16 protein-coding genes and 1 pseudogene are annotated in these 20,062 nt (G+C 74.4%); 10 read left to right on the forward strand and 7 right to left on the reverse strand.

Annotated elements, in window-relative coordinates; all coding sequences use genetic code 11:
- The first annotated feature begins 9 nt into the window (after nt 1-9).
- The 3 genes from IO33_RS0106820 to IO33_RS0106830 all read left to right on the forward strand — a co-directional run bounded on the left by IO33_RS0106820 (nt 10) and on the right by IO33_RS0106830 (nt 3,851).
- Entirely contained in the window at nt 10-1,278 is a 1,269-nt protein-coding gene (locus IO33_RS0106820; RefSeq protein WP_031161348.1) for a cytochrome P450 family protein, read from the forward strand.
- 392 nt (nt 1,279-1,670) lie between these two features.
- Nucleotides 1,671-2,603, forward strand: coding sequence for an L-tyrosine/L-tryptophan isonitrile synthase family protein (locus tag IO33_RS0106825; protein ID WP_031161351.1), 933 nt, complete (start codon nt 1,671-1,673; stop codon nt 2,601-2,603).
- A gap of 21 nt (nt 2,604-2,624) precedes the next feature.
- On the forward strand, nt 2,625-3,851 hold the full coding sequence (locus tag IO33_RS0106830; RefSeq protein ID WP_037685011.1) for an MFS transporter: 1,227 nt from the start codon (nt 2,625-2,627) through the stop codon (nt 3,849-3,851).
- Nucleotides 3,852-3,857: 6 nt separating this feature from the next.
- Here the strand turns inward: IO33_RS0106830 and IO33_RS0106835 are convergent, their stop codons facing one another.
- The gene (locus tag IO33_RS0106835; protein WP_031161356.1) at nt 3,858-4,850 is read right to left on the reverse strand and encodes a TIGR01777 family oxidoreductase; all 993 of its coding nucleotides are present in this window, start codon (nt 4,848-4,850) and stop codon (nt 3,858-3,860) included.
- A gap of 128 nt (nt 4,851-4,978) precedes the next feature.
- On the opposite strand from IO33_RS0106835, the pseudogene IO33_RS52285 reads away from it, so the two are divergent.
- From IO33_RS52285 to IO33_RS0106845, 3 genes and pseudogenes are all read left to right on the forward strand, one after another.
- Nucleotides 4,979-5,364 (forward strand): annotated as a pseudogene (locus IO33_RS52285) (SAM-dependent methyltransferase); the annotation flags it as partial.
- Entirely contained in the window at nt 5,361-5,912 is a 552-nt protein-coding gene (locus tag IO33_RS0106840) for an NADPH-dependent FMN reductase (RefSeq protein ID WP_031161358.1), read from the forward strand. The pseudogene IO33_RS52285 and the gene IO33_RS0106840, both read left to right, overlap by 4 nt.
- A 217-nt stretch (nt 5,913-6,129) precedes the next feature.
- The gene (locus IO33_RS0106845; RefSeq protein ID WP_031161360.1) at nt 6,130-6,873 is read left to right on the forward strand and encodes a class I SAM-dependent methyltransferase; all 744 of its coding nucleotides are present in this window, start codon (nt 6,130-6,132) and stop codon (nt 6,871-6,873) included.
- A gap of 139 nt (nt 6,874-7,012) precedes the next feature.
- On the opposite strand, the gene IO33_RS0106850 is transcribed toward IO33_RS0106845, so the two are convergent.
- Entirely contained in the window at nt 7,013-8,179 is a 1,167-nt protein-coding gene (locus IO33_RS0106850; RefSeq protein WP_245235721.1) for a PucR family transcriptional regulator, read from the reverse strand.
- Nucleotides 8,180-8,364: 185 nt separating this feature from the next.
- Between IO33_RS0106850 and IO33_RS0106855 the strand changes: the two genes are divergently transcribed.
- Both IO33_RS0106855 and IO33_RS0106860 read left to right on the forward strand, forming a co-directional pair.
- Nucleotides 8,365-9,858 carry a long-chain-fatty-acid--CoA ligase gene (locus IO33_RS0106855; protein WP_031161365.1) on the forward strand — a complete coding sequence of 498 codons (1,494 nt, stop codon included), beginning with the start codon at nt 8,365-8,367 and terminating at the stop codon, nt 9,856-9,858.
- A gap of 67 nt (nt 9,859-9,925) precedes the next feature.
- Complete coding sequence (locus IO33_RS0106860; RefSeq protein ID WP_031161368.1) at nt 9,926-10,369, forward strand: hypothetical protein; 444 nt, start codon at nt 9,926-9,928, stop codon at nt 10,367-10,369.
- On the opposite strand, the gene IO33_RS0106865 is transcribed toward IO33_RS0106860, so the two are convergent.
- Nucleotides 10,366-13,536: an amidohydrolase family protein gene (locus IO33_RS0106865; protein WP_051926488.1), complete on the reverse strand. Its 3,171-nt coding sequence runs from the start codon at nt 13,534-13,536 to the stop codon at nt 10,366-10,368. The genes IO33_RS0106860 and IO33_RS0106865 overlap by 4 nt on opposite strands.
- Nucleotides 13,537-14,220: 684 nt before the next feature.
- Between IO33_RS0106865 and IO33_RS0106875 the strand changes: the two genes are divergently transcribed.
- Nucleotides 14,221-14,706, forward strand: coding sequence for a DUF6083 domain-containing protein (locus IO33_RS0106875; RefSeq protein ID WP_031161374.1), 486 nt, complete (start codon nt 14,221-14,223; stop codon nt 14,704-14,706).
- 53 nt (nt 14,707-14,759) lie between these two features.
- Here IO33_RS0106875 and IO33_RS0106880 read toward each other — a convergent pair whose 3' ends face one another.
- Nucleotides 14,760-16,250, reverse strand: a complete 1,491-nt coding sequence (locus IO33_RS0106880) for a membrane protein (protein ID WP_031161376.1) — start codon at nt 16,248-16,250, stop codon at nt 14,760-14,762.
- A 113-nt stretch (nt 16,251-16,363) separates the two neighbouring features.
- Here IO33_RS0106880 and IO33_RS0106885 point away from each other — a divergent pair, with 113 nt between their 5' ends.
- Nucleotides 16,364-17,596 (forward strand): molybdopterin-dependent oxidoreductase, encoded by a 1,233-nt coding sequence (locus tag IO33_RS0106885; protein WP_031161378.1) that lies wholly within the window; start codon nt 16,364-16,366, stop codon nt 17,594-17,596.
- A 313-nt stretch (nt 17,597-17,909) separates the two neighbouring features.
- Here the strand turns inward: IO33_RS0106885 and IO33_RS0106895 are convergent, their stop codons facing one another.
- Genes IO33_RS0106895 through IO33_RS0106905 form a run of 3 tightly spaced genes read right to left on the reverse strand, consistent with a single transcriptional unit; the run spans nt 17,910 to nt 19,977 of the window.
- The gene (locus IO33_RS0106895) at nt 17,910-18,674 is read right to left on the reverse strand and encodes a class I SAM-dependent methyltransferase (RefSeq protein WP_031161383.1); all 765 of its coding nucleotides are present in this window, start codon (nt 18,672-18,674) and stop codon (nt 17,910-17,912) included.
- On the reverse strand, nt 18,671-19,288 hold the full coding sequence (locus IO33_RS0106900; RefSeq protein WP_031161385.1) for a TIGR04282 family arsenosugar biosynthesis glycosyltransferase: 618 nt from the start codon (nt 19,286-19,288) through the stop codon (nt 18,671-18,673). Before IO33_RS0106900 ends, IO33_RS0106895 begins: the two co-directional genes overlap by 4 nt.
- Complete coding sequence (locus tag IO33_RS0106905) at nt 19,285-19,977, reverse strand: glycosyltransferase family 2 protein (RefSeq protein ID WP_031161388.1); 693 nt, start codon at nt 19,975-19,977, stop codon at nt 19,285-19,287. The genes IO33_RS0106900 and IO33_RS0106905 overlap by 4 nt, the downstream gene beginning before the upstream one ends.
- Nucleotides 19,978-20,062 lie beyond the last annotated feature (85 nt).

The following is a 20,062-nucleotide window of genomic DNA, read 5'->3' on the forward strand; positions in this document are numbered from 1 at the left end:
AGCCCGGACATGACCCCCCAGGAACCGACGGCCACCGCGGACACACGCACCGCGGACACACGGGAACCCGTCCCGCTCATGGGCTGCCCCTACAAGCGCGACCCCTACCCGCTGTACGCGCGGATGCGCGAGGACGGGCCGGTCCACCGCGTCCTGTTCCCGAGCGGCGTCCAGGCCTGGCTCGTCACCGGATACGACGCCGCCCACTCCGCGCTGGGCGACGACCGTCTCGGCAAGAACCACGAGCGGGGCAACCCCCGCTGGCGCGCCCGCGCCTCGATCATGCCCGAGCCCCAGCACTCCCAGCTCCAGGTGCACCTGCTGCATCAGGACCCGCCGCAGCACACCCGCATGCGGCGCCTCGTGACCGACGCCTTCACCCCGCGCCGGATCGAGCGGCTCCGCCCGCGCATGCAGCAGTTGGCCGACCGACTCGTCGACGACCTGCCCGGGAACGGCCCCGCCGACCTCGTCGCGGGCTTCGCCGCGCACTTCCCCTTCCAGGTGCTCGCCGAGGTCATCGGCCTGCCACCGACGCAGGCCGCGCGGTTCGACCGCGACTGGGGCAAGGTGGTCCAGCCCGTCGGCCCCGCCGATCCGGGACGCCCGCTGTACGAGGCCCGCCTGCACGGGCTGCAGAACTACATCGCCGAGGTCGTCGCGCACAAGCGCGCGCACCGGGACGACGACCTCCTCACCGGCCTCGTCGCGGCTCGGGACCGGCGTGAACTGTCCCAGGCGGAGCTGGACTCGATGATCTTCCAGCTCCTGGTCGCCGGCCAGGAACCGGTCACCAACCAGATCACCACCGCGCTGATCGCCCTGCTCCGTCACCCGGCCCAGCTCACCCGTCTGAGGGACGACCCCTCGCTGCTTCCCCGCGCCGTCGAGGAACTCCTCCGCTACGACAGCGCCTTCGAGCTCACCACCTGGCGCTTCTTCGATCAGGACAGCGACCTGCAGGGCACCCGGATCCCGGCCGGCGATTCCGTCATCGTCTCCCTGTGCGCGGCCAACCGCGACCCGCGCCGCTTCGCCGACCCCGACACCCTGGACCTCGACCGCAGCCCCAACCCCCACCTCGCCTTCGGCCACGGCATCCACTTCTGCCCCGGCGCGGCCCTCGCCCGCGCCGAACTCCAGATCGCCCTGGGCGCGCTCCTGTCCAGACTGCCGGGCCTGCGTCCGGCCGTCGCCGACGAGGAGATCGAGTGGATCCCGGCGGTCCTGGCCCGCGGCACCAACCACCTGCCGGTCGACTACGACGTGCGCCTCTGACACGCTCCCCGGCGGAGAGGGGGCAGCACGTGCCCGTCCTGCTCAACGGGCCGACGGCCGCGTACCGGCCGCCCCTTCCACCGATCGGGCCGACGGCCGCGTACCAGCCGCCTCTTCCGCCGACCGGGCCGACGGTGTCGTAGCGCCGCCTGCGATCGCGGCGGGCCCGGGGCGTACGACCCGGGCGGACCTGGTCCGCGCTGGTGACGGGCGGCCGGGCCCCCGCCGGCCGGCCGGATGCGGTTGCCGCACGCGTCCCGCCGGCCGTCCCCTCCCGACGCCACGGACGCCCGGCCGCATCCCGCCGGCGAACCAGCGTCGCACTCGCGGGCCGGCACACCGGCACATCCCCACGCTTCTTCCTTCCCGATTCCCGCTTCCCGGAGACCCCCATGCCTCTGACGACCGCGCCGGACCCCCGCCCCACGCGCATCAGCGCCGCCATCCTCAGGCTGCTCCTGCCCCACCACCGCACCATGGAGCGGACCCCCGCGCCCGTGCAGGCGTTCCCCCACCAGCTGCGCCGCATCGGGGATTTCGTACGCGACGGCGCCCCGGTCGTCTTCACCCTTCCCGCCTTCCCCTGCAAGTCCCCCAACCCGGCCAAGGTGTTGGGCCGCCTGCCCGATCAGGGCGAACGCCTGTCCCTCGGCTTCCTGCACCGGCTCTGCACGGACATCGAGCGGATCCACCCGCCCGGCGCCCGTATCGTGATCTGCTCCGACGGACATGTCTTCGGCGACGTCATCCACGTCCCGGACGCGCACATCGACGCCTACGCCGACGAACTGCGCAGCCTCATAGCCCGCCTGGGCCTCACCCGGCTCTCCGTCTTCGACCTGCGCGACGTGCTCGGCGACCTGCCGTACGACGCGAAACGCGCCCGCGTCCACCGGCACCACGCGCCCACCGTCGACGCCCTGCGCGCCGAGGTGCACGCCGACGACCAGGCACGCGCCCTCTACCGGGGCATCACGCGCTTCCTCGTCGAGGACACCGCCGGGTTCCCCGGCACCCGGTCGGCCCTCCAACGCGCCTGCCGGCAGCGCGCGTACGCGGTCCTCCAGCGCAGCCGTGCCTGGGGTGCCCTGATCGCCGAGCACCATCCGGCCGCCGTACGACTGTCCATCCACCCCCAGCCGGTCGGTGCCGCGAAGTTCGGCATCCGCCTGCTGGACGCCCCGGACGCCTGGACCACCCCCTGGCACTCGGCCGCCCTGCACCGCGCCGACGGAACCTGGACGCTGCTGCCGCGCGACCGGGCCGCACAGCTGGGCCGTCTGGTGACGGCCGACGGCAGACCGAGCCACTTCCGGCAGACCTGACCCGGAAGCCAGGATGAGGGCATGAGCATCGAGGACGCGGGGCCGGGCCCGGAGCGGGCGGTGATGGGACCGTGGCGGTTCGTGGTGTGGTTCGGCACGGTCAGCCTGCTCGCGGACTTCGTCTACGAGGGCGCCCGGTCGGTCACGGGCCCCCTGCTGGCCTCGCTGGGAGCGTCCGCCCTGGTGGTCGGCGTGGTGACGGGCGCGGGGGAGGCCGCCGCCCTGGGCCTGCGGCTGGTCTCGGGCCCCCTGGCCGATCGCACCCGGCGCTTCTGGGGGCTGGCGATCGCCGGGTACGCACTGACCGTCGCGTCGGTTCCGCTTCTGGGTGTCGTCGGCGTGCTGTGGGCGGCCTGTGCCCTGGTGATCGCGGAGCGCGTCGGCAAGGCGGTGCGCTCCCCGGCCAAGGACACGCTGCTGTCGCACGCCACCGCGGCGACCGGGCGAGGCCGTGGCTTCGCCGTGCACGAGGCCCTGGACCAGATCGGTGCCCTGATCGGCCCGCTCCTGGTCGCCGCGATGCTGGTCCTGACCGGCGGTGACTACGGACCCGCGCTCGGCGTGCTGGCACTGCCCGGTGTCGCCGTACTGGTGCTGCTGGTGTGGCTCAGGAGCCGGGTGCCTGACCCGGAGGCGTACGAGCGCGGGGCGACCACCGGTACCCCCGCGCGGGACCAGCCGGCCGATGGACGGCTGCCCGGCGCGTTCTGGGCCTACGCCGGGTTCACGGCGGCCACCACGACCGGCTTCGCCACCTTCGGCCTCCTCTCTTACCACCTGGTCGAGCGCCGGCTGATGGCCACCGCCTGGGTGCCGGTGCTGTACGCGGCGGCGATGGTCGTGGACGCCGTGGCGGCACTGGCCACCGGATGGCTGTACGACCGGTTCGGCCCGCGCGTCCTGGTCGCCCTGCCCGTGCTCACCGCGGGCGTGGCGCTGCTGGCGTTCACGGACACCGTCGGCGTCGCGGTGGCCGGCTCGCTGGTCTGGGGCGCCGCCATGGGCATCCAGGAGTCCACCCTGCGGGCCACCGTCGCCGACCTGGTGCCGAGCGGACGGCGCGCGACCGCGTACGGCCTCTTCGCCGGCGTGGTGGGCGCGGCGAGCCTGGCGGGCGGCGCACTGACCGGGGGCCTGTACGGCTACTCGATTCCCCTGCTGATCACGGTGGTGGCCGCGATCCAGGTGGTCGCGCTGGCGCTGTTGGGCGTCACCCGGGCGGCGCGTGCCCCACTCCGCCGCCCGTGACCGGGGTCAGCTCCGCCACCGGGACGCCGCCGCCCCTGCCCGCCCGCGACGGGCCGCCCGGGACGACCTGGCCCGTCCCGCGAGGTCCACGGCGGCCTGCGGCCAGGCGCCGTGGGCGAAGTCGAACCCGGCCTCGCGTAGCCGGCCCGGGACCACCCGGCGGCTCTTGAGCAGCAACTCCGTGTCCGAGCGCAGCGCGAACGCCCCCAGCTCCGCCATCCACCGCGTGGCGGGCAGCCCCACGGGGACGCCGCAGGCCGCGCGCAGTGCCCGCATGAACTCACGGTGCGGAAGCGGGCCGGGGGAGGCGAGATTCACCGGCCCGTCGATGTCGTCCCGCTCGATCAGGAACTCCACCGCGCGGACGAAGTCCTCGTCGTGGATCCAGGAGACGTACTGCGCCCCACCGGCGACCGGCCCGCCCAGCCCCAGCCGGGCCAGGCCCAGCAGCACGTCGAAGACCCCGCCCCGGTCCGGGCTCATCACCATCGCCGAGCGCAGCGCCACCTTCCGCGTCCCGGGCGTCGGCGCCTCGGACTGCGCGCGCTCCCAGTTCCGCGCGATGGCGACGCTGTACGCCCAGTACTCCGGAACCCCGGCCTCCGAGCCGCCGATCGTGCCCGTCGCCTCGTCGTTCGCCGCGTCGAAGCTGTGGGCGTAGATCGTCGCCGTGCTCATCTGCAGCCACACCCGCGGCGGCCGCGCGGCGGCGGCGATCGCCTCGCCGACCACGCGTGCCGAGTCCACCCGCGAGTCCATCATGGCCCGCAGGTTCTCGTCGGTGTAGCGGCAGGAGACGCTGCGTCCGGCCAGGTTGATCACGACATCGCTGCCGTCGACCGCCTCGGCCCAGCGGCCGAGTGTGACCCCGTCCCATGCGACCTGCCGGTCTCCTCGCGGGTGCCGGCTCACCAGGGTCACCTCATGCCCGGCCGCCGTCAGCGCCCGGTCGAGAATCGTGCCCACCTGTCCGGTTCCCCCGGGCAGAACCACCTTCATCGAGCCCCCTCAGTTCGGTGGGCACAGCGTAGCCCCATAATTGAACGCGTTCAAAACGGCGGACCGTCCCGCTGGCCGGGCTGTTCCGCGAGACCGCCGGAGTCGACCCGGGCGCCGGAATGATCGCCGAGGCCGTGGTCAAGCGATACCTGGGCCCGGTCCGCCGGGCCGGCCGAGGGCTGCTGCCGCGGGGCACGGCCGGCGGCGAGGGCGCGATCCTCGCCGGTGCCGGCTTCCTGGGCCCCGAGCGTTACGTCGTCCCCGGCGGACAGGAGCTGCGGCGCACGGTGGACGACGTGGTCGCCTGGACGTTCTCCATGTCCTACGCGGCACCCCACCTGTTCGGCCCCGCCGCGAGGCCTTCGAAACGGACCTGCGCCGCCTGCTCCTTCGGACCTCGGCAGCGGGACTGTTCTCCGAACGTGTGCCCGGCACCGAGGTGTTCGTCCGGCGCCGGCCGGGGCCGGGGCCGGTGCGCACGGCCGGAGAACCCGGCAGTAGGTTGGGCGGATGACGTCGACGCCGATGATCCTGCTGCTCTCCGGAAGTCTGCGCAAGGGCTCCACCAACGACGCCGTCCTGCGGACCGCGCAGGCCGTGGCGCCGTCGGTGGGGGTGGACACGGTTCTGTACGAGGACCTCGCCCGGCTACCCCCCTTCAACCCCGATGACGACACCGACCCGCTGCCGGACCCGGTCGCCGGCCTGCGGGCGGCGCTGGAGCGCGCGGACGGGATCCTGATCTGCGCCCCCGAGTACGCGGGCACGCTGCCGGGCTCGTTCAAGAACCTGCTGGACTGGACGGTCGGCGGCACGGAGATCAGCGACAAGCCGACCGCCTGGATCAACGCGGCCGCCCCCGGCCGCGGACAGGGGGCGGAGGCCACATTGCGGACGGTCCTGGGCTACACGGGAGCCACCGTCGTGGCACCGGCCTGCGGACGGCTCCCCGTAGGCCGGGACACGCTCGACGAGGACGGTCTGATCGCCGATCCGGACATGCGCCGCCAACTCGGCAGCACACTCGCACTGCTGGCGGCACACCGTCCCGCGCAGGGCTGAGGAAGCCCCCCAGGAACCCTGGGCGAGGGCTGCGGCCTCGGTGGCGGACAGCGTCCTGCCGTAGACCCGGTCATTCGAAATGTCGAAAGCTGTGCGACATGCTGTGCGAAGATCTACCGTAGAGGATCGGTTCCTGGTGTCGATGGCACCCGGGAGGTGCGAGCGGCGGGACGATATTCGGTGGACAACCCACCGGCCGGAGGCCAGCGTTGCTGAAATGCAGCAGGAGAACATCTGGGACGCCGCCGTCGCCCGGCGTTACGACACGCCCGGCACCGGGATGTTCGCGCCCGAGGTGCTGACGCCCGTGGTGGAACGGCTCGCCGAGCTGGCGGACGGCGGAGCGGCGCTGGAGTTCGCGATCGGGACGGGACGGGTCGCCGTCCCGCTCGCCGCGCGGGGCGTGCCCGTCACCGGCATCGAGTTGTCAGGCCCGATGGTGGAGCAACTGCGGACCAAGGCCGACGCGGCCACGATCCCCGTGGTCATGGGTGACATGGCGACGACGGCCGCCCCGGGGGCGTACACCCTGGTCTACCTCGTCTACAACACGATCTCCAACCTGCTCACCCAGGCCGGGCAGGTCGAGTGCTTCCGCAACGCCGCCCGTCATCTCGCACCCGGCGGCCGGTTCGTGATCGAACTGGGGGTGCCCGAACTGCGCACGCTTCCCCCGGGCAGGGCGGCCACCGTGTGGCGCACCGACTCCGACTACATCGGGCTCGACACCTACGACATCCTCGACCAGCGGGTCGTGTCGCACCACTTCCACTTCGACGGCACCGAACAGGCCCGGCTGTACCGCAGCCCGCACCGCTACATCTGGCCGTCCGAACTCGACCTCATGGCCCAACTGGCCGGATTCGAGCTGGAGTCGCGCCACGCGGACTGGGAGGGTGCCGAGTTCACGGCCGAGTCCCGCTCCCATGTCTCGGTCTACCGGCTCACCGAGACCGGCTAGCGGCCCGCCGGTTCGCGGCGGACCCACCGCCCCGATCCCCTGGACAAGGGCGCCGGGGGTCGGGCGCGCGGTCGCCGCGCGTACCCCGGGCCCGTGCAGACCGTCACCGACGCCGACGCGCCGGCACCGGGGCGATCCCTCAGGAGGGCAGCAGGCGCAGGGCGTACATCGCGGCGCCCAGGTCGGCCAGGGCGATCGGGTCGGAGAGCGAACGGCCCGTCAGCTCCTCGACCCGGCGCAGCCGGTAGCGCACGGTGTTCGGGTGGACGAAGAGCCGTTCGGCGGCCTCGGCGGCCACTCCTCCCGCACCGAACCAGTGCCCCAGCGTCTGCAGCAGCCGTGCCCGCTCCGCCTCCGGCAGTCCCAGGAGCGGCCCCAGCGCGACCTCGACCAGGCGGCTGGCCTCCGCTGGGGCCGCGGCCACCAGCATCGCCAGCGGGCTGTCGTCGAACCGGGTGACCCCCGGCCCGCCTGCGGGCAGCCCGGCCAGTGCCAGCCGGGCGAAACGCAGCGCCTGCGGAGTGTCCCGCAGCGAGTCGAACCGAGGGCTGACGCCGACCCGGGCACGCCGGCGGCGCAGCGCCCGCAGGCTCACCGTCTCCGCGTCCCGGTGCGCGAGCGAGACCAGCCCGATCTGCTGGTCCGGCAGCAGCCGCCACACCGACGGCACCCCGGAACGGCGCAACGCCGCTTCGATGCCGGGCAGCGGCTCCTGGCCGGGATCCGGCACCGACGCGGCCACGACCGCATACGGGCCGCGCTCCGGCAGGCCGAGTTGCCGGGCCGCCTCCCACGGCGTCGTACGGTCCGCGAGTGCGCCCGTGAACAGGGCCTCCGCCAGGGCCGAGCGGCGCGCCTCGCGCTGCAGCGCCAGCTCCGCGCTGGCCTCGCGGTAGGCGGCGGCCACGGCCTCCGCGTACCGGCCGAACAGGGCCCAGATCTCCGAGGAACCGGCCACCAGCTCGGCGTCCGTCGCCTCCGGATGCCGACGGGCCTCGTCGACCATCTCCGACCACAGCAACTCGAAACCGACCCGGTAGGCGTGCAGCGTGTCCGCGAGCGGCACCCCCTGCTCGGCGCGCAGCCGTCCGGTCTGCTGCGCGGCTCCCACATCGGGTTCGGCGCCGTAGGCGAAACGGCCGAGGAGCAGATCGGCGTTGCCCTCGCAGGACTCCCTGAGCGACGCGAAGGGGATGAGCGCGTCGTCGGCGTAGGACTCGACCTCCGCACGGATGCGCTCGGTCATCAGCTCGCCCAGCTCCGGAAGGCGCACACGCAACGCGGCGGCCACATTCTGCAAACCCATACCCGCAGCGTACGGCTGTCAGATTGTCCTCCGGAACAACTCGGGCGGGGGTGAACTGTGGGCGCCGCCATGGACCCCCGCGATGGTCCGGGCGACCATGCCGTGAGCGTCGGGGGCGGGACCCCGCGTGAGCGCCGGGGGGCGGGGCCCCGTGAGCGCGGTGAGCGTGCGTGCGAGGAGGCATCATGGCCAATCTGGCGGAGTTCCTGGTGGAGACGGCACGACGGCTGCCGGGCAGCCCGGCGCTGCGGCTCGGGACGGAGACCACCACCTACGCCGAACTGGACCGGCTGAGCGCGCAGGCCGCCGCGCTGCTGCGCACCGAGGGCCTGCGCACGGGCGACCGCGTTGCGCTGATGCTCCCGAACGTGCCCGAGTTCGTCGTCCTGTACTACGCCGTCCTGCGCGCCGGCGGCATCGTGGTGCCGCTGAACCCGCTCCTGAAGGAGCGCGAGACCGAGTACCACCTGCGGGACTCCGGCGCCGTCCTGCTCTTCGAGTGGTACCAGGCACCGGGAGAGGGGACGGCCGGCGCGGCCGCCGCCGGGGTACGGCGCCTGGCGGTCGAACCGGCCGCGTTCGCCGCCGAACTGGCGCGCCTGGAGCCGCAGTACGAGGTGACCGCGGCCGCCGGCGACGACGTCGCGGTGCTCCTCTACACGTCGGGCACCACGGGCCGGCCCAAGGGCGCCGCGCTCACCCACGCCGGGCTCCGCCACAACACCGAGGTCAACGTCACCGAGGTCCAGCGGCTGACGTCCGACGACGTGATCGTCGGCTGTCTGCCGCTGTTCCACATCTTCGGGCAGACCTGCACCATGAACGTCGCCGTCCGCAGTGGGGCCTCACTCACCCTCGTCCCCCGCTTCGAGCCGCAGACGGTGCTCGACGCCATCGCGCGCGACCGGGCGACCGTGTTCGAGGGCGTCCCCACCATGTACGCGGCGCTGCTGCAGCACCCGGGCGCCGCCGCGGCGGACGTCGCCAGTCTGCGCATGTGCATCTCGGGCGGCGCGTCCCTGCCGGTGGAGATCCTGCACGGGTTCGAGCGGCGCTTCGGCTGCATGGTGCTGGAGGGCTTCGGCATGTCCGAGACCAGCCCGGTGGTGTCCTTCAACCACCCCGACCGCCCGCGCAAGCCCGGCTCCATCGGCACGCCGATCCGCGACGTCGAGGTCCGGCTGCTGGACGACGCCGGCCGGGACGTCGCCCCGGGCGAGGTCGGTGAGCTGGCCGTGCGCGGTCCCAACCTGATGAAGGAGTACTGGCACCGCCCCGAGGAGACGGCCGCCACCGTCCCCGACGGCTGGCTGCGCACCGGCGACCTGGCCCGCCGGGACGAGGACGGCTATCTGTTCATCGTCGACCGGAAGAAGGACCTCATCATCCGCGGCGGCTACAACGTCTACCCGCGCGAGATCGAGGAGGTGCTGCACGAGCACCCCGCCGTCGCCCTCGCCGCGGTGCTCGGTGTGCCGGACGAGCGGCTCGGTGAGGAGGTGGCCGCCGCGGTGGTACTGCGGCCGGGAGCCCAGGCGGACACCGAGGAACTGCAGCAGTTCGTGCGGGACCGGGTCGCGGCCTACAAGTACCCCCGCCGGGTGTGGCTGGCGGAGACGCTGCCGATGGGTCCGAGCGGCAAGATCCTCAAGCGGGAGATCACCGCACCGCTCTCCTGACCGAAGTGAACAACCTGTTCACAATATTCAGTTGCCGTCATGTCGTGTGCAGTCCCATGCTGGTCACATGTCATCGACCACGGACCCCACCGATCCCTTCACACCCCCGCAGCCCGAGCAGGCCCGCGCCCAACGGGTCTACGCCTCGCTGTTCCGCATCGCCGAGCGGCACGCCGCGACGGACGAGCAACGGCGGCGGCAGACGAATCCGACGCTCCTCGCGCCGCACGAGGCCGTCAGGCTTGTGACGTTCCTGCTCAGCGGGGCCGCACTGCGCGAAGACGGGGAGCCGGAGGTGGACCACGCCGACATCACGGCCGCGCTGAGCCTCGTCCCGCTGGTGCGGGCGGAGCTGGACGAACTGGAGACCGGGCTCCTGGAGATGGCGAGGGGCCGGGGCATGACCTGGCCCGAGATCGCCTTCGGCCTGGGGCTCGGCACGCCCCAGGCCGCCAGACAGCGCTACGAACGACTGGCCAGCCGCACCGCCACCGAGGACGAAGCCTCCTAGACGCCGTCCGGACCAGGAGGGCAGCACGAGCTGCGCCGGAGGTGACCGGCCACCTCGAGCCATGTCATGCCGCGGGGAGGCGCCTGCCCGGCTGCCGCGTCCGGCCGGTGGGCGGACGTCAGGTCGCCCTGCGTGTGGGGCACTCCCTCGCGCACCACGACCGGGATGTCGACCAGGGTGGCGAAGTCGGAGAAGGGGTCGCCGGCCACGATCGTCAGGTCGGCGATCCTGCCCTCCTCCACCGTGCCGAGGTCGGCGTCCAGCCCGAACAGGCGGGCCGGCACGGTGGTCGCGCTGTGCAGGGCCTCGGCGGGCGTGAAGCCGTGGGCGTGCAGCGCCCGCAGCGCCAGATGCAGGGAGAGACCGACCGGGACCAGGGGCGCGTCGGTGCCCAGGGCGATACGGGCGCCGTCCGCCGCCAGCCGACGGTAGTCCGCCATCTCGGTGGCCAGGGCCTGCCGTTGGGCGTCGGTGGGCGCCGTCCGGGCGTGTTCGCGGACGGCGGCGGCGTCCCAGGGCGGCATGAGGCGCGTCACGCGCGGGTCCTCGGCCAGCCGCGGCTCGGCGGCGAGCAGGATCTGCGCGCTGAACGGCGTGATGACCAGGGCGAAGGAGCCGTCGGCGTACTGCTGCACCAGATCCTGGCCGATCCGGCCGAGCGGGGTGACGGCATGCCCGTACTCCAGGCGCTGGGTGGCCTGCAGATGGGTCGTCAGGTCCTGGCCCGCCGCCCGGCCCGGGGCGCACAGATGGCTGCCACTGGGCACCCCCAGCGCGTGGGCGGCCTCCGCCGCCTCGGCCATGACCTCGCCGGATGCGCGCACATAGGTCTTGACGAAGTCCACGTCCAGCGCGGTGGCGCGGCGGAGCGTGCGCCGGACGCCCTCGCCGGTGCGGTGGGCGCGGCCCATGCTGTACGCCGTGCGGGCGCCGTCGACGAGTTCCGCGCAGGCGAGCTGCCGCGGACCGAGAAGATCCCCCGAGGCGGCCGCCTCGCGCAGCCGGACGGCGTCGTAGAGCGGACCGCCGAGACAGGCCGTGGTCGTGATGCCGTACGCGAGCGCCGTGAGGCTCTGCCGGGCACCGTAGGTGGCCGCATAGGGGTGGGTGTGGCTGTCGAACAGGCCGGGCAGGACGGTCCGGTCCGAGGCGTCGAGAGTGCGATGGCCGGGTCGGCGGGCGCGGTGCGGCTCGACGGCGGTGATCCGTTTGCCGGTGACGAGGATGTCCACGTCGTGCCGGGGTGGCGCGCCGGTGGCGTCCCACAGCTGTCCCGCGTGGATCCGCAGCGGCTCGGCAAAGGCGCCCGCGGTGCGCCCGGTGGTCAGCCGGACCGGGAGGGTGCGGGCTCGTGCGGTGGGGACGGAGAGCCGGCGCAGCCGTCCGGCGGAGAGATACAGGAGCGTGGCGGAGTCCGCGGACCAGCTGGGGTGGTCGGCCGGCTCGTCGGTGAGCCGGCGTGCCGGACCCTCCGGTGTGCCGTCGGCCGTCACGGGCAGCAGCCACAACGCCGACTCGGCCACCAACGCCATCCAGCGGCCGTCGGGGGACCACACCGGCCCGGCGGCCACCCGGTCGGACAGCGACTGGTGCTCGGCGGGCAGATGGCGGCGTTCGCCGCCGGTACGCGTGTCGATGACGCGGATGAGGTGGTAGCCCTCGCGGAACCGCTGGTTGAGCCGGTTGCGGTCGCAGAAGGCCAGGTACCGGCCGTCGGGCGACCAACTGGGGGCCCCGGGCGGCCCGTCGGTGGCCAGCGGCCGGGCCAGCCGCTGCTCGTCGCCCGTGGCCAGGGTGCGCAGCAGCAGGTTCCCGGTGAGGTCCTGGCAGGCCAGGCGGGTGCCGTCCGGGGACAGCGCGGGATACAGCCGGCCGCCCTCGGTCAACGGCTCGTCGGCGCCGCTGTCCAGGTGACGGCGGCGTACGGCCACCAGCCCGTCCTGGTCCGTGCAGTACAGCAGGCTGCCCCCGTCCGGCGCCCACGCCGGCATCTGCATCAGATGGACGTCGGCCGCCTGGAGCAGCTTGCGCGCAGCGCCCCCGACCGGCATCAGCCACAGCGCGTTCAGCGCCACGAACGCCACACTGCGGCCGTCGGGGGACAGGGCCGGCCGGTGCAGACCGCGTACCGGTCGCTGCCGCTCCGGTGCGAGCGGACGACGGCGACGGACCGGGGACGGACCGGGCATGGGCATACGGGCGGCGAACGGCACCTCTCGCACGGAGGAGCCGCCGAGAGAGCGGATTCGGATCCGCCCGTCCCCGACGTACAGCAGCTCGTCCTCGCTCAGCCAGCACGGCGGAGCGGCAGCCAGGTCCTCGTCCGCCGTGACGACCTCCCCGTCGACCATCAGCAGTGCCGCGTCGGCCGGCAGCCCCGGGGCCGCCGGGCCGGCCAGCCGCACGTACGCGATCCGCCCCGAGGGCGACACCGACGGGCACAGCAGCCGGCCCCCGGTCACCGTGCGCAGTACCTCGGCAGGGCCTCCCGCGGCCGGTACCCGGACCAGCGCCAGTCCGCCGTCGTTGCCGCCGCCCGGTGTGTGGGCGGCGCGCACGCACACCAGCGACCGGCCGTCCGCCGACCAGGCCGGATCGAAGTCCTCGTAGTCCCCGCCGGTGAGCCGGCGCGGCCGGCCGTCGGCCACGTCCAGCACGCACAGCCCGTAGGAGGCGCCGGCCGTGGCGTCGCCGCCGCGTTCGGACGAGAACGCCAGGCGGGTGCCGTCCGGCGACCAGGCGACACCGCGGTCGTCCCAGGGCCCGTCCGTCACCTGCCGCAGTCCGCCGCCGTCCGGCCGCAGCGTCCACAGATGGAAACCGCCCCCGCGATAGCCGCACACGGCCAGACTCTCACCGTCGGGGGACACGGCGGGACGCGTCGCCTCCAGCTCCCAGCCCGTCACCTGCTCGGCCGTTCCGCCGCCCCGGGGCACCCGCCACAACACCCCCTGCACCTCGGCGATCAGCGCACCGCCGGCCCGGCAGGCGGTGACCGAACCCCCGGTCATCCGCGTGTAGGTGAGGTACCGCTGGGTGCGGCCGGCCGGCGCACCGGCCCCGTCCGCCGCTTCCCGTGCCCCCGCCGGCGGCGGCGAGACGGCGGTGACCAGCCCTGCCGCAGCCGTCCCCAGGAACCGGCGCCGGTCGACCCTGCCGAAGTCCATACCCTGTCCCCTGACCTTCCTGCCGTTTCCGTTCAGCGAAGTGGCAGCGGTACGCCCCGCACCAGTACGCGATCCGGCCACTCCCGCCCCCTCCCACGCCCAGCGCAACGCCCGGACGGTACGGCGGTCACGCGGTGTCACCCCGGAGCGGGGCGCGCGGCAGCCGCGGGCAGCGCCCTCGTGTGCGGTGGGCGGCGGAAGCCGCCGGGGGGGTGGCACCGGTCGGACGGGTGAAGAACTTGCCGAGACCCCCGGGCGTCGAGCCGCAGGAAAGGCGGGCTCCCGCGTCGTCACCGAGGCCGCCGCACGCGGACACCCGGTGACCGCCGTCGTCCGGCGCCCCGGATCACCGGGCCGACTGCCCGACGGCGCGGCGGCGGTGCGGGCAGACGCCACCGGGGCCGTCCGCGTCCGCGGGCTCCGGATCCCCTGCATGGGCGGCGGTGCGAGCCCGCCCTACGCGAGGGCGTCCGCCCTTACGACGCCTGGGGCGACGGGCGGGCCCGCGTCCCGTACCAGGACCGCGCGGTCGCCCCGCTGGAGCAGATCGAGCCCAGCGCCTCAACGGGCGCTTCACCGTGGGTCCTTGACACCGGCCTCGGCCGGGCCGGGCGGCCGGTCTGCTCCCGGTGCGCCCTCGTCGCGCCCTGCTGGGATGCCGTCCGGGCAGGGATGCTGGCGCCCATGGGGGTATACGACGACAGCATCATCCCGTTGGCCGGTTCCGACGAGCAGCGGCAGCCGCTCCCCGGCGCGCCCCGCTCGTGGGAGAACGCGGACCGCGCCCAAGCGGCCCTCGACGGAGCCGTCGGTCCGGAACCGCCCAGCCCGCCGTGCTGCCCGCACTGCGGTCTGGCCGGGGAGCGGCGCCCCACCTACACGGGTCAGCATGTGCTCCTCGAACCCGGCCTCGTGCTGCCCGCCCACCTGGTTCCCGGCGGCCACCGCTGGCACATCGACAGCAACGGGGTGGCCTGGAACGGCGGATTCGAGGAGCCCCTGCGCGGTGCCCGGTGCCGCATCCCGCACCACCTGGCCTGTCCGGGGCTCAGCCTGGACGAGATCCGGCCCTGGCGCTGGCTGACCGAGATCCGGACGGAGAACGCCGACAGGGCACGGCGGAGAGCGGACGAGGAGAGCGGCCCCACGGCACTGCCCGATGCCGGCTGAGACCGGCGCGCGGAAGCGGTCCGTGCGCGGCACCGGGCACCGGGAACCCCGGCTCACCAGCCCGTCAGCAACAGGTGGTTGAGGAGCAGGGCCAGTACGGCCTGGGCGGTGAGCCAGGCGCGGGGATGGGGGAGGAGCGCGCAGGCCGGCAGGAGCCACAGGGCGAACGGCAGCCAGATGCGTTCCGTCTCCGCCTTGCTCATCCCGGACAGGTCGGCCACCAGCAGGGCGAGCAGCGCGGCGGAGACGAGGAGGGCCAGCCGCGCGTCCGCGGGGCGCCGGCGGCCGGTGGCCGGGAGCGGCGCCGCGCAGGCCTGGGAGGTGGACTCGGCAAGAGGGGCGGCGCGGCGCTGACGGCCGGTCGTCGGCAGCGGCCCGGGGGACGGTGACGCGGCACGCCCGGCGCCGGTCGAGTGGAGCGGGGCCGCTGGAGGTCGCAGGCCGGTGCGGGGGAGCAGTGCCGCCGTCGTCCGGCGCAGCCCCGCCGCGGTGGCCGGACCGGTGATGAGGGCCGTACAGGCGAGGTCGGCCCAGATCCAGTAGCCGTAGGGGCGGGTGCCGCCGACACCCTGGTAGTAGCGCGTGACCAGGAGGTGGTAGGCGGTCCACCAGTCGAATCCGGCGAGGCCGAAGGTAACCGGGAGCACGGCCAGTCCGGCGAGCAGGGACACGAGGAGCATGGGGCGTTCGCGCAGACCGGAGCGGGCGAGCGCGAGAACCGCCGCGCCGATGAGCGCGAAGAGCGTGAGGCCGTAGGAGAGGTAGCAGGTCAGGCCGAACAGGAGGCCCGAGGCCGCCGCGTACCCGTGGGACCGCCTGGTCAGCGCCAGGGCGAACAGCGCCAGGGTCCAGGCGGCGACGGCCGCGAAGTAGCCGTCGGCGGAGGTGCCCTGCCACACCGCGGCCGGGGCGAGCACCAGGAACGGCGCGGCCCGGCGAGCGAGGGTCTCGTCGGCGAGCGCGCGGATCGCGATCAGCACGGCCACGCATCCCGTCGCGCCGACGGTGACGCACCACATCCCGGCCCAGCCACCGCCCCGCAGCCCGATCCGGTCCAGCACGACGAAGGTCAGCGTGGCGGCCGGCGGATGGCCGGCGACATGGGCGGGCCAGGGGTGCGGGGTGCCGCTGACGATGTGATGCGTGAAGTCCCGCAGCGTCGCCGGGATGTCGTGGAAGCGGCCGATGACCCGGAGGTACTCCTCACGGGTGGTCAGCCGGACCGCCACACCCTGGTGCCAGCCGTCGATCAGGGCGAGGGACAGGATCCAGGCCAGGGCGCTCGCCCACGCCGCCGCGAGCAGGCCCCGCCAGGGCAGCCGGGCCGCGACGGCGGGACCGTACGCCACGAGAGCAGCCGCCACCGCCAGGGCCGCCGGGGTGCCCGGACCGATGTGCGGATCCCACTCGGCCAGCACGGGCGGCCAGTGCACGAACAGGGTGTGTCGGGTGTCCTGGATGTGCCGGCCGACGACGACGGCCGCCGTCACGAGCAGGACGGCGGCACCGGCGGCGTACAGGTCGCGGCGAAGAGATCGGGTCACACCGGAACGCTAGGGCGGGAGATCGGCAACCGGCCGCCGTCCGGGCAGGACGTCAGCGTTTCGTCACCGGTCACGGACCCCTTTGCGGGGGTGCACCGGCCTACGGTCGGGACATGCGCGACCATCCCCGGCTTCCCACTTCCCCAGGTTTCTGGCGCAGCCCGCTGCGCGGCCCCTGGTTCACCTCGGTGCTCGGCCTCGTCCTGCTCGTCGGCATCACCGTGCTCTTCGTGACCGGACTGGTGTCGTACGCCGCCTACAACCCGGGCCTGGCCCGGGTGAACGACCAGACACCGGACAAGGGCGTCCTGGGCTTCTACCTCTTCGCCTGGCCCACCGACCCGGTGTGGCTGTACCGGCTCACCCAGGGCGTCCACGTGACGCTCGGCATCACCCTCGTCCCCGTGCTGCTGGCCAAGCTGTGGTCGGTGGTGCCGAGGCTGTTCACCCTGCCCCCGGCCCGCTCCCTAGCGCACGCGCTGGAGCGGATCTCCCTGGTGCTGCTGGTCGGGGGCGGACTGTTCGAGTTCACCACCGGGATCCTCAACGTCCAGTTGGACTATGTCTTCCCCGGCTCCTTCTACCCGCTCCACTTCTACGGCGCCTGGGTCTTCTTCGCCGCGTTCCTGGCCCACGCGGCGCTCAAGACACCGGCCGCGGTGCGCACCGTGCGCAGCCGGCGGCAGGAGCACGACGACCTGGTCCCGCCGCGTCCCGCGGCGCCCACGGTCTCCCGGCGCGGCGCGCTGGGACTGGTCGGCGGGGGTTCCCTGCTGCTTTTCCTGACCACGGTCGGGCAGAGCCTCGGCGGCCCCTTCCGCCGTACGGCCCTGCTCGCGCCGCACGGCACGGCCGATCCCGGCGGCGGCCCGAACGGCTTCCAGATCAACAAGACCGCCGCCTACGCCGGCATCACGGCGGCCGATACCCACGAGGACGCCTGGCGGCTCGTCGTCACCGGCCGCACCACGACCGTGCGGCTCAGCCGCGCCCAGCTCCTCCGGCTGCCGCAGCACAGCGCGTCGTTGCCGATCGCCTGCGTGGAGGGCTGGTCGACCGCCGATCAGTGGTGGCGCGGGGTGCGGCTACGGGACCTCGCGGCACTCGTGGGGTACGACGGTGATCCGCCGGACGTGCTCGTGGAGTCCCTGCAACGGCACGGGGCCTTCCGCCGCGCGGCCCTGCGCGCCAACCAGGTGGCCGACGGGCGCTCCCTGCTCGCCCTGTACGTCAACGGCGAGGAACTGTCCCCCGACCACGGCCACCCCGCGCGGATCATCGTCCCCGCGGCACCCGGTGTGCTCAACACCAAGTGGGTGGCCCGGCTGACCTTCGGAGACCTGTGATGCCACCTCGCGTGAACCTGGGCAGTCCGTTCCAACTCCTGCTGCTGGCCTGTTCGTTCGCGCTCGCCGCGTACGCCGGGATCCGGCTGTTCGCCGGTGACTGGTTCGGCGTGGCGCTGTGGATCGTGGGCGCCGCCCTGCTGCACGACCTCGTCCTGCTGCCGCTGTACACGGCGGCCGACCGGGCGGTCGTACGCGGGCTGGGAGCGGCCGGACGGCGCGACCGGACGCTGTACGTCCGCGTCCCGGCGATGCTGTCCGGGCTGCTCCTGCTGGTCTGGTTCCCACTGATCAGCGGCATGGCGGACCGCCGTTACCGGTCGGCCACCGGCCTCTCCCCGGACGGCTTCCTCGCCCGCTGGCTGCTGATCACCGCAGTGCTCTTCGGCGGTTCGGCGCTGCTGCTCGCCAGGCGCGTGCGCAGGGCGGCGAAGCACCGGCCGCCCGCGCCCCACTGAGCCACCGGCCGCCAGCCGGCCCTGCGCGCGTACCGCAGCAGGGCCGGCGTGCCGAGCCGCGCCCAGGGGAACGGCGCGCCGTCGGCCCGCGGGGCGCCGACGGTGCCGACCACCTGGACCCGGGCGCGTTCGTCGACGTGGCCGGGCACGGTCTCGGCGATCAGCAGCCCGCCCGGGCGCAACAGCGCCGCCACCCGCTCCAGCAGGACGGACGGTTCCCCGCCGATGCCGATGTTGCCGTCCATGAGCAGCACGGTGTCCCAGCGGCCCTCGCCGGGCAGCGGTTCGAAGACCGAGCGCCGCAGCGCCTGCCCGCCGAGCCGCACCGTCTGGTCGACGGCGGCCTCGCTGACGTCGATGCCCAGCACGGTACGGCCCCGGGCGGCCAGCTCCGCGACCAGCCGGCCCGGGCCGCAGCCGACGTCCAGCACGGCGCCCTCGCAGCGGTCCAGCACCGCCCGGTCCACGGCGTCCGCGTCGGCGCACCAGCGCTCCACCTCCAGCGGCAGCAGCCAGCCGTCGGCGCGGCGCAGGAACAGCGGGCCCCGGCCGGTGCGCAGCGCGGTCGCGTAGGGGTCGGCGGCCGCCCAGGCGACGCGGGCGGCGGTCGGGCCGCTCACCGCGGGGTGACCGGTGTGCAGCGGGCCAGCCGCGCGGCGAACCTGCCGTGCGGGGCGAGCGCGGCGACGGCGCGGGCGTCGGCGGCGGTGTCGACGTCCCGCAGCCGGGGCAGCTCACGCACCCGCAACCCGGCGGCCAGCAGCCGCTCGCGCTGTACGGCGCCGGTCACGGGCGTCGACATGGGCACGCCCCGCAGCAGCGCGGGGGCGGGCTGGGCCAGGCCCAACGCCCAGAAACCGCCGTCCTCGGCGGCGCCCAGGTACGCGTCGCAGTCCGCGAAGTCCACGGTGAGCAGTTCCGGCGTCACCTGCGGGGTGTCCATGCCGATGAGCAGCGCCGGGCCGAAGCAGCTGGCGAAGGCGTCCGCCAGCCGCTCGTCCAAGCCGCCCGCGCACTGGGGCAGTACCTCGAAACCGGGCGGCAGCCACGGTCCCGGCGCCCCGTCCAGGACGAGAACCCGGCGGGTCGCGGGAGCCGCCACCACCGCGTGCAGGGTGTCCGCGAGGGCCGCCTCCGCCAGCTGGGCCGCCTCCCGCGGGGTGAACGGCGGGGTGAGCCGGGTCTTGACCCGCCCCGGCAGCGGCTCCTTGGCGATGACGAGAAGCGTGGTCACCGTACGGGCCTCCCGTCGGCCGGGGTCTCGGCCAGCACGCGGCTCATGTCCCGCACCGCCTGCCAGGTGCCGCGCCAGGTGCCCGTCACCTTCGAGGCGCCGGTGCGCGGCCGGTAGGGAACGTCGTGCTCGGCGATGCGCCAGCCGGCGTCGGCCGCACGGACGACCATCTGCAGCGGATAGCCGCTGCGCCGGTCGGTGAGTCCGAGCGCGAGCAGCGGCTCGCGGCGGGCGGCGCGCAGCGGCCCCAGATCGTGCAGGCGCAGCCCGGTGCGGCGGCGCAGCATCCGCGCCAGCGCCAGGTTGCCCGCGCGGGCGTGTGCCGGCCAGGCACCCCGGCCCTCCGGGCGTCGCCGGCCGAGCACCAGGTCGGCCGCGCCGTCGCGGATCTCCCGCACGAACGGCAGGAGCAGCGAGGGATCGAGCGAGGCGTCGCAGTCGCAGAAGCACACGATGTCGCCCGTGGCCGCCGTCAGACCGGCGTGGCAGGCGGCGCCGAAGCCGCGCCGCGGCTCGTGCACCACCGTCGCGCCGAGCGAGCGGGCGATGTCGGGGGAGCCGTCGGTGGAACCGTTGTCGACGACGAGGGCGCGCCAGCCGGCCGGGATCCGGCCGAGCACCCAGGGCAGGGCCTCGGCCTCGTCCAGGCAGGGCAGCACCACGTCGACGTCCGTGGAAGTGGTCGTCACGGTTTCACCCTACGAACGCAAACCAGGCATACAGGACCCTTGGTCCTTACGAAACGCGGACGCCCGGACCGCGGCCCGGCGGCGG

Source organism: Streptomyces durhamensis (assembly GCF_000725475.1).
Taxonomy (GTDB): Bacteria; Actinomycetota; Actinomycetes; order Streptomycetales; family Streptomycetaceae; genus Streptomyces; species Streptomyces filipinensis.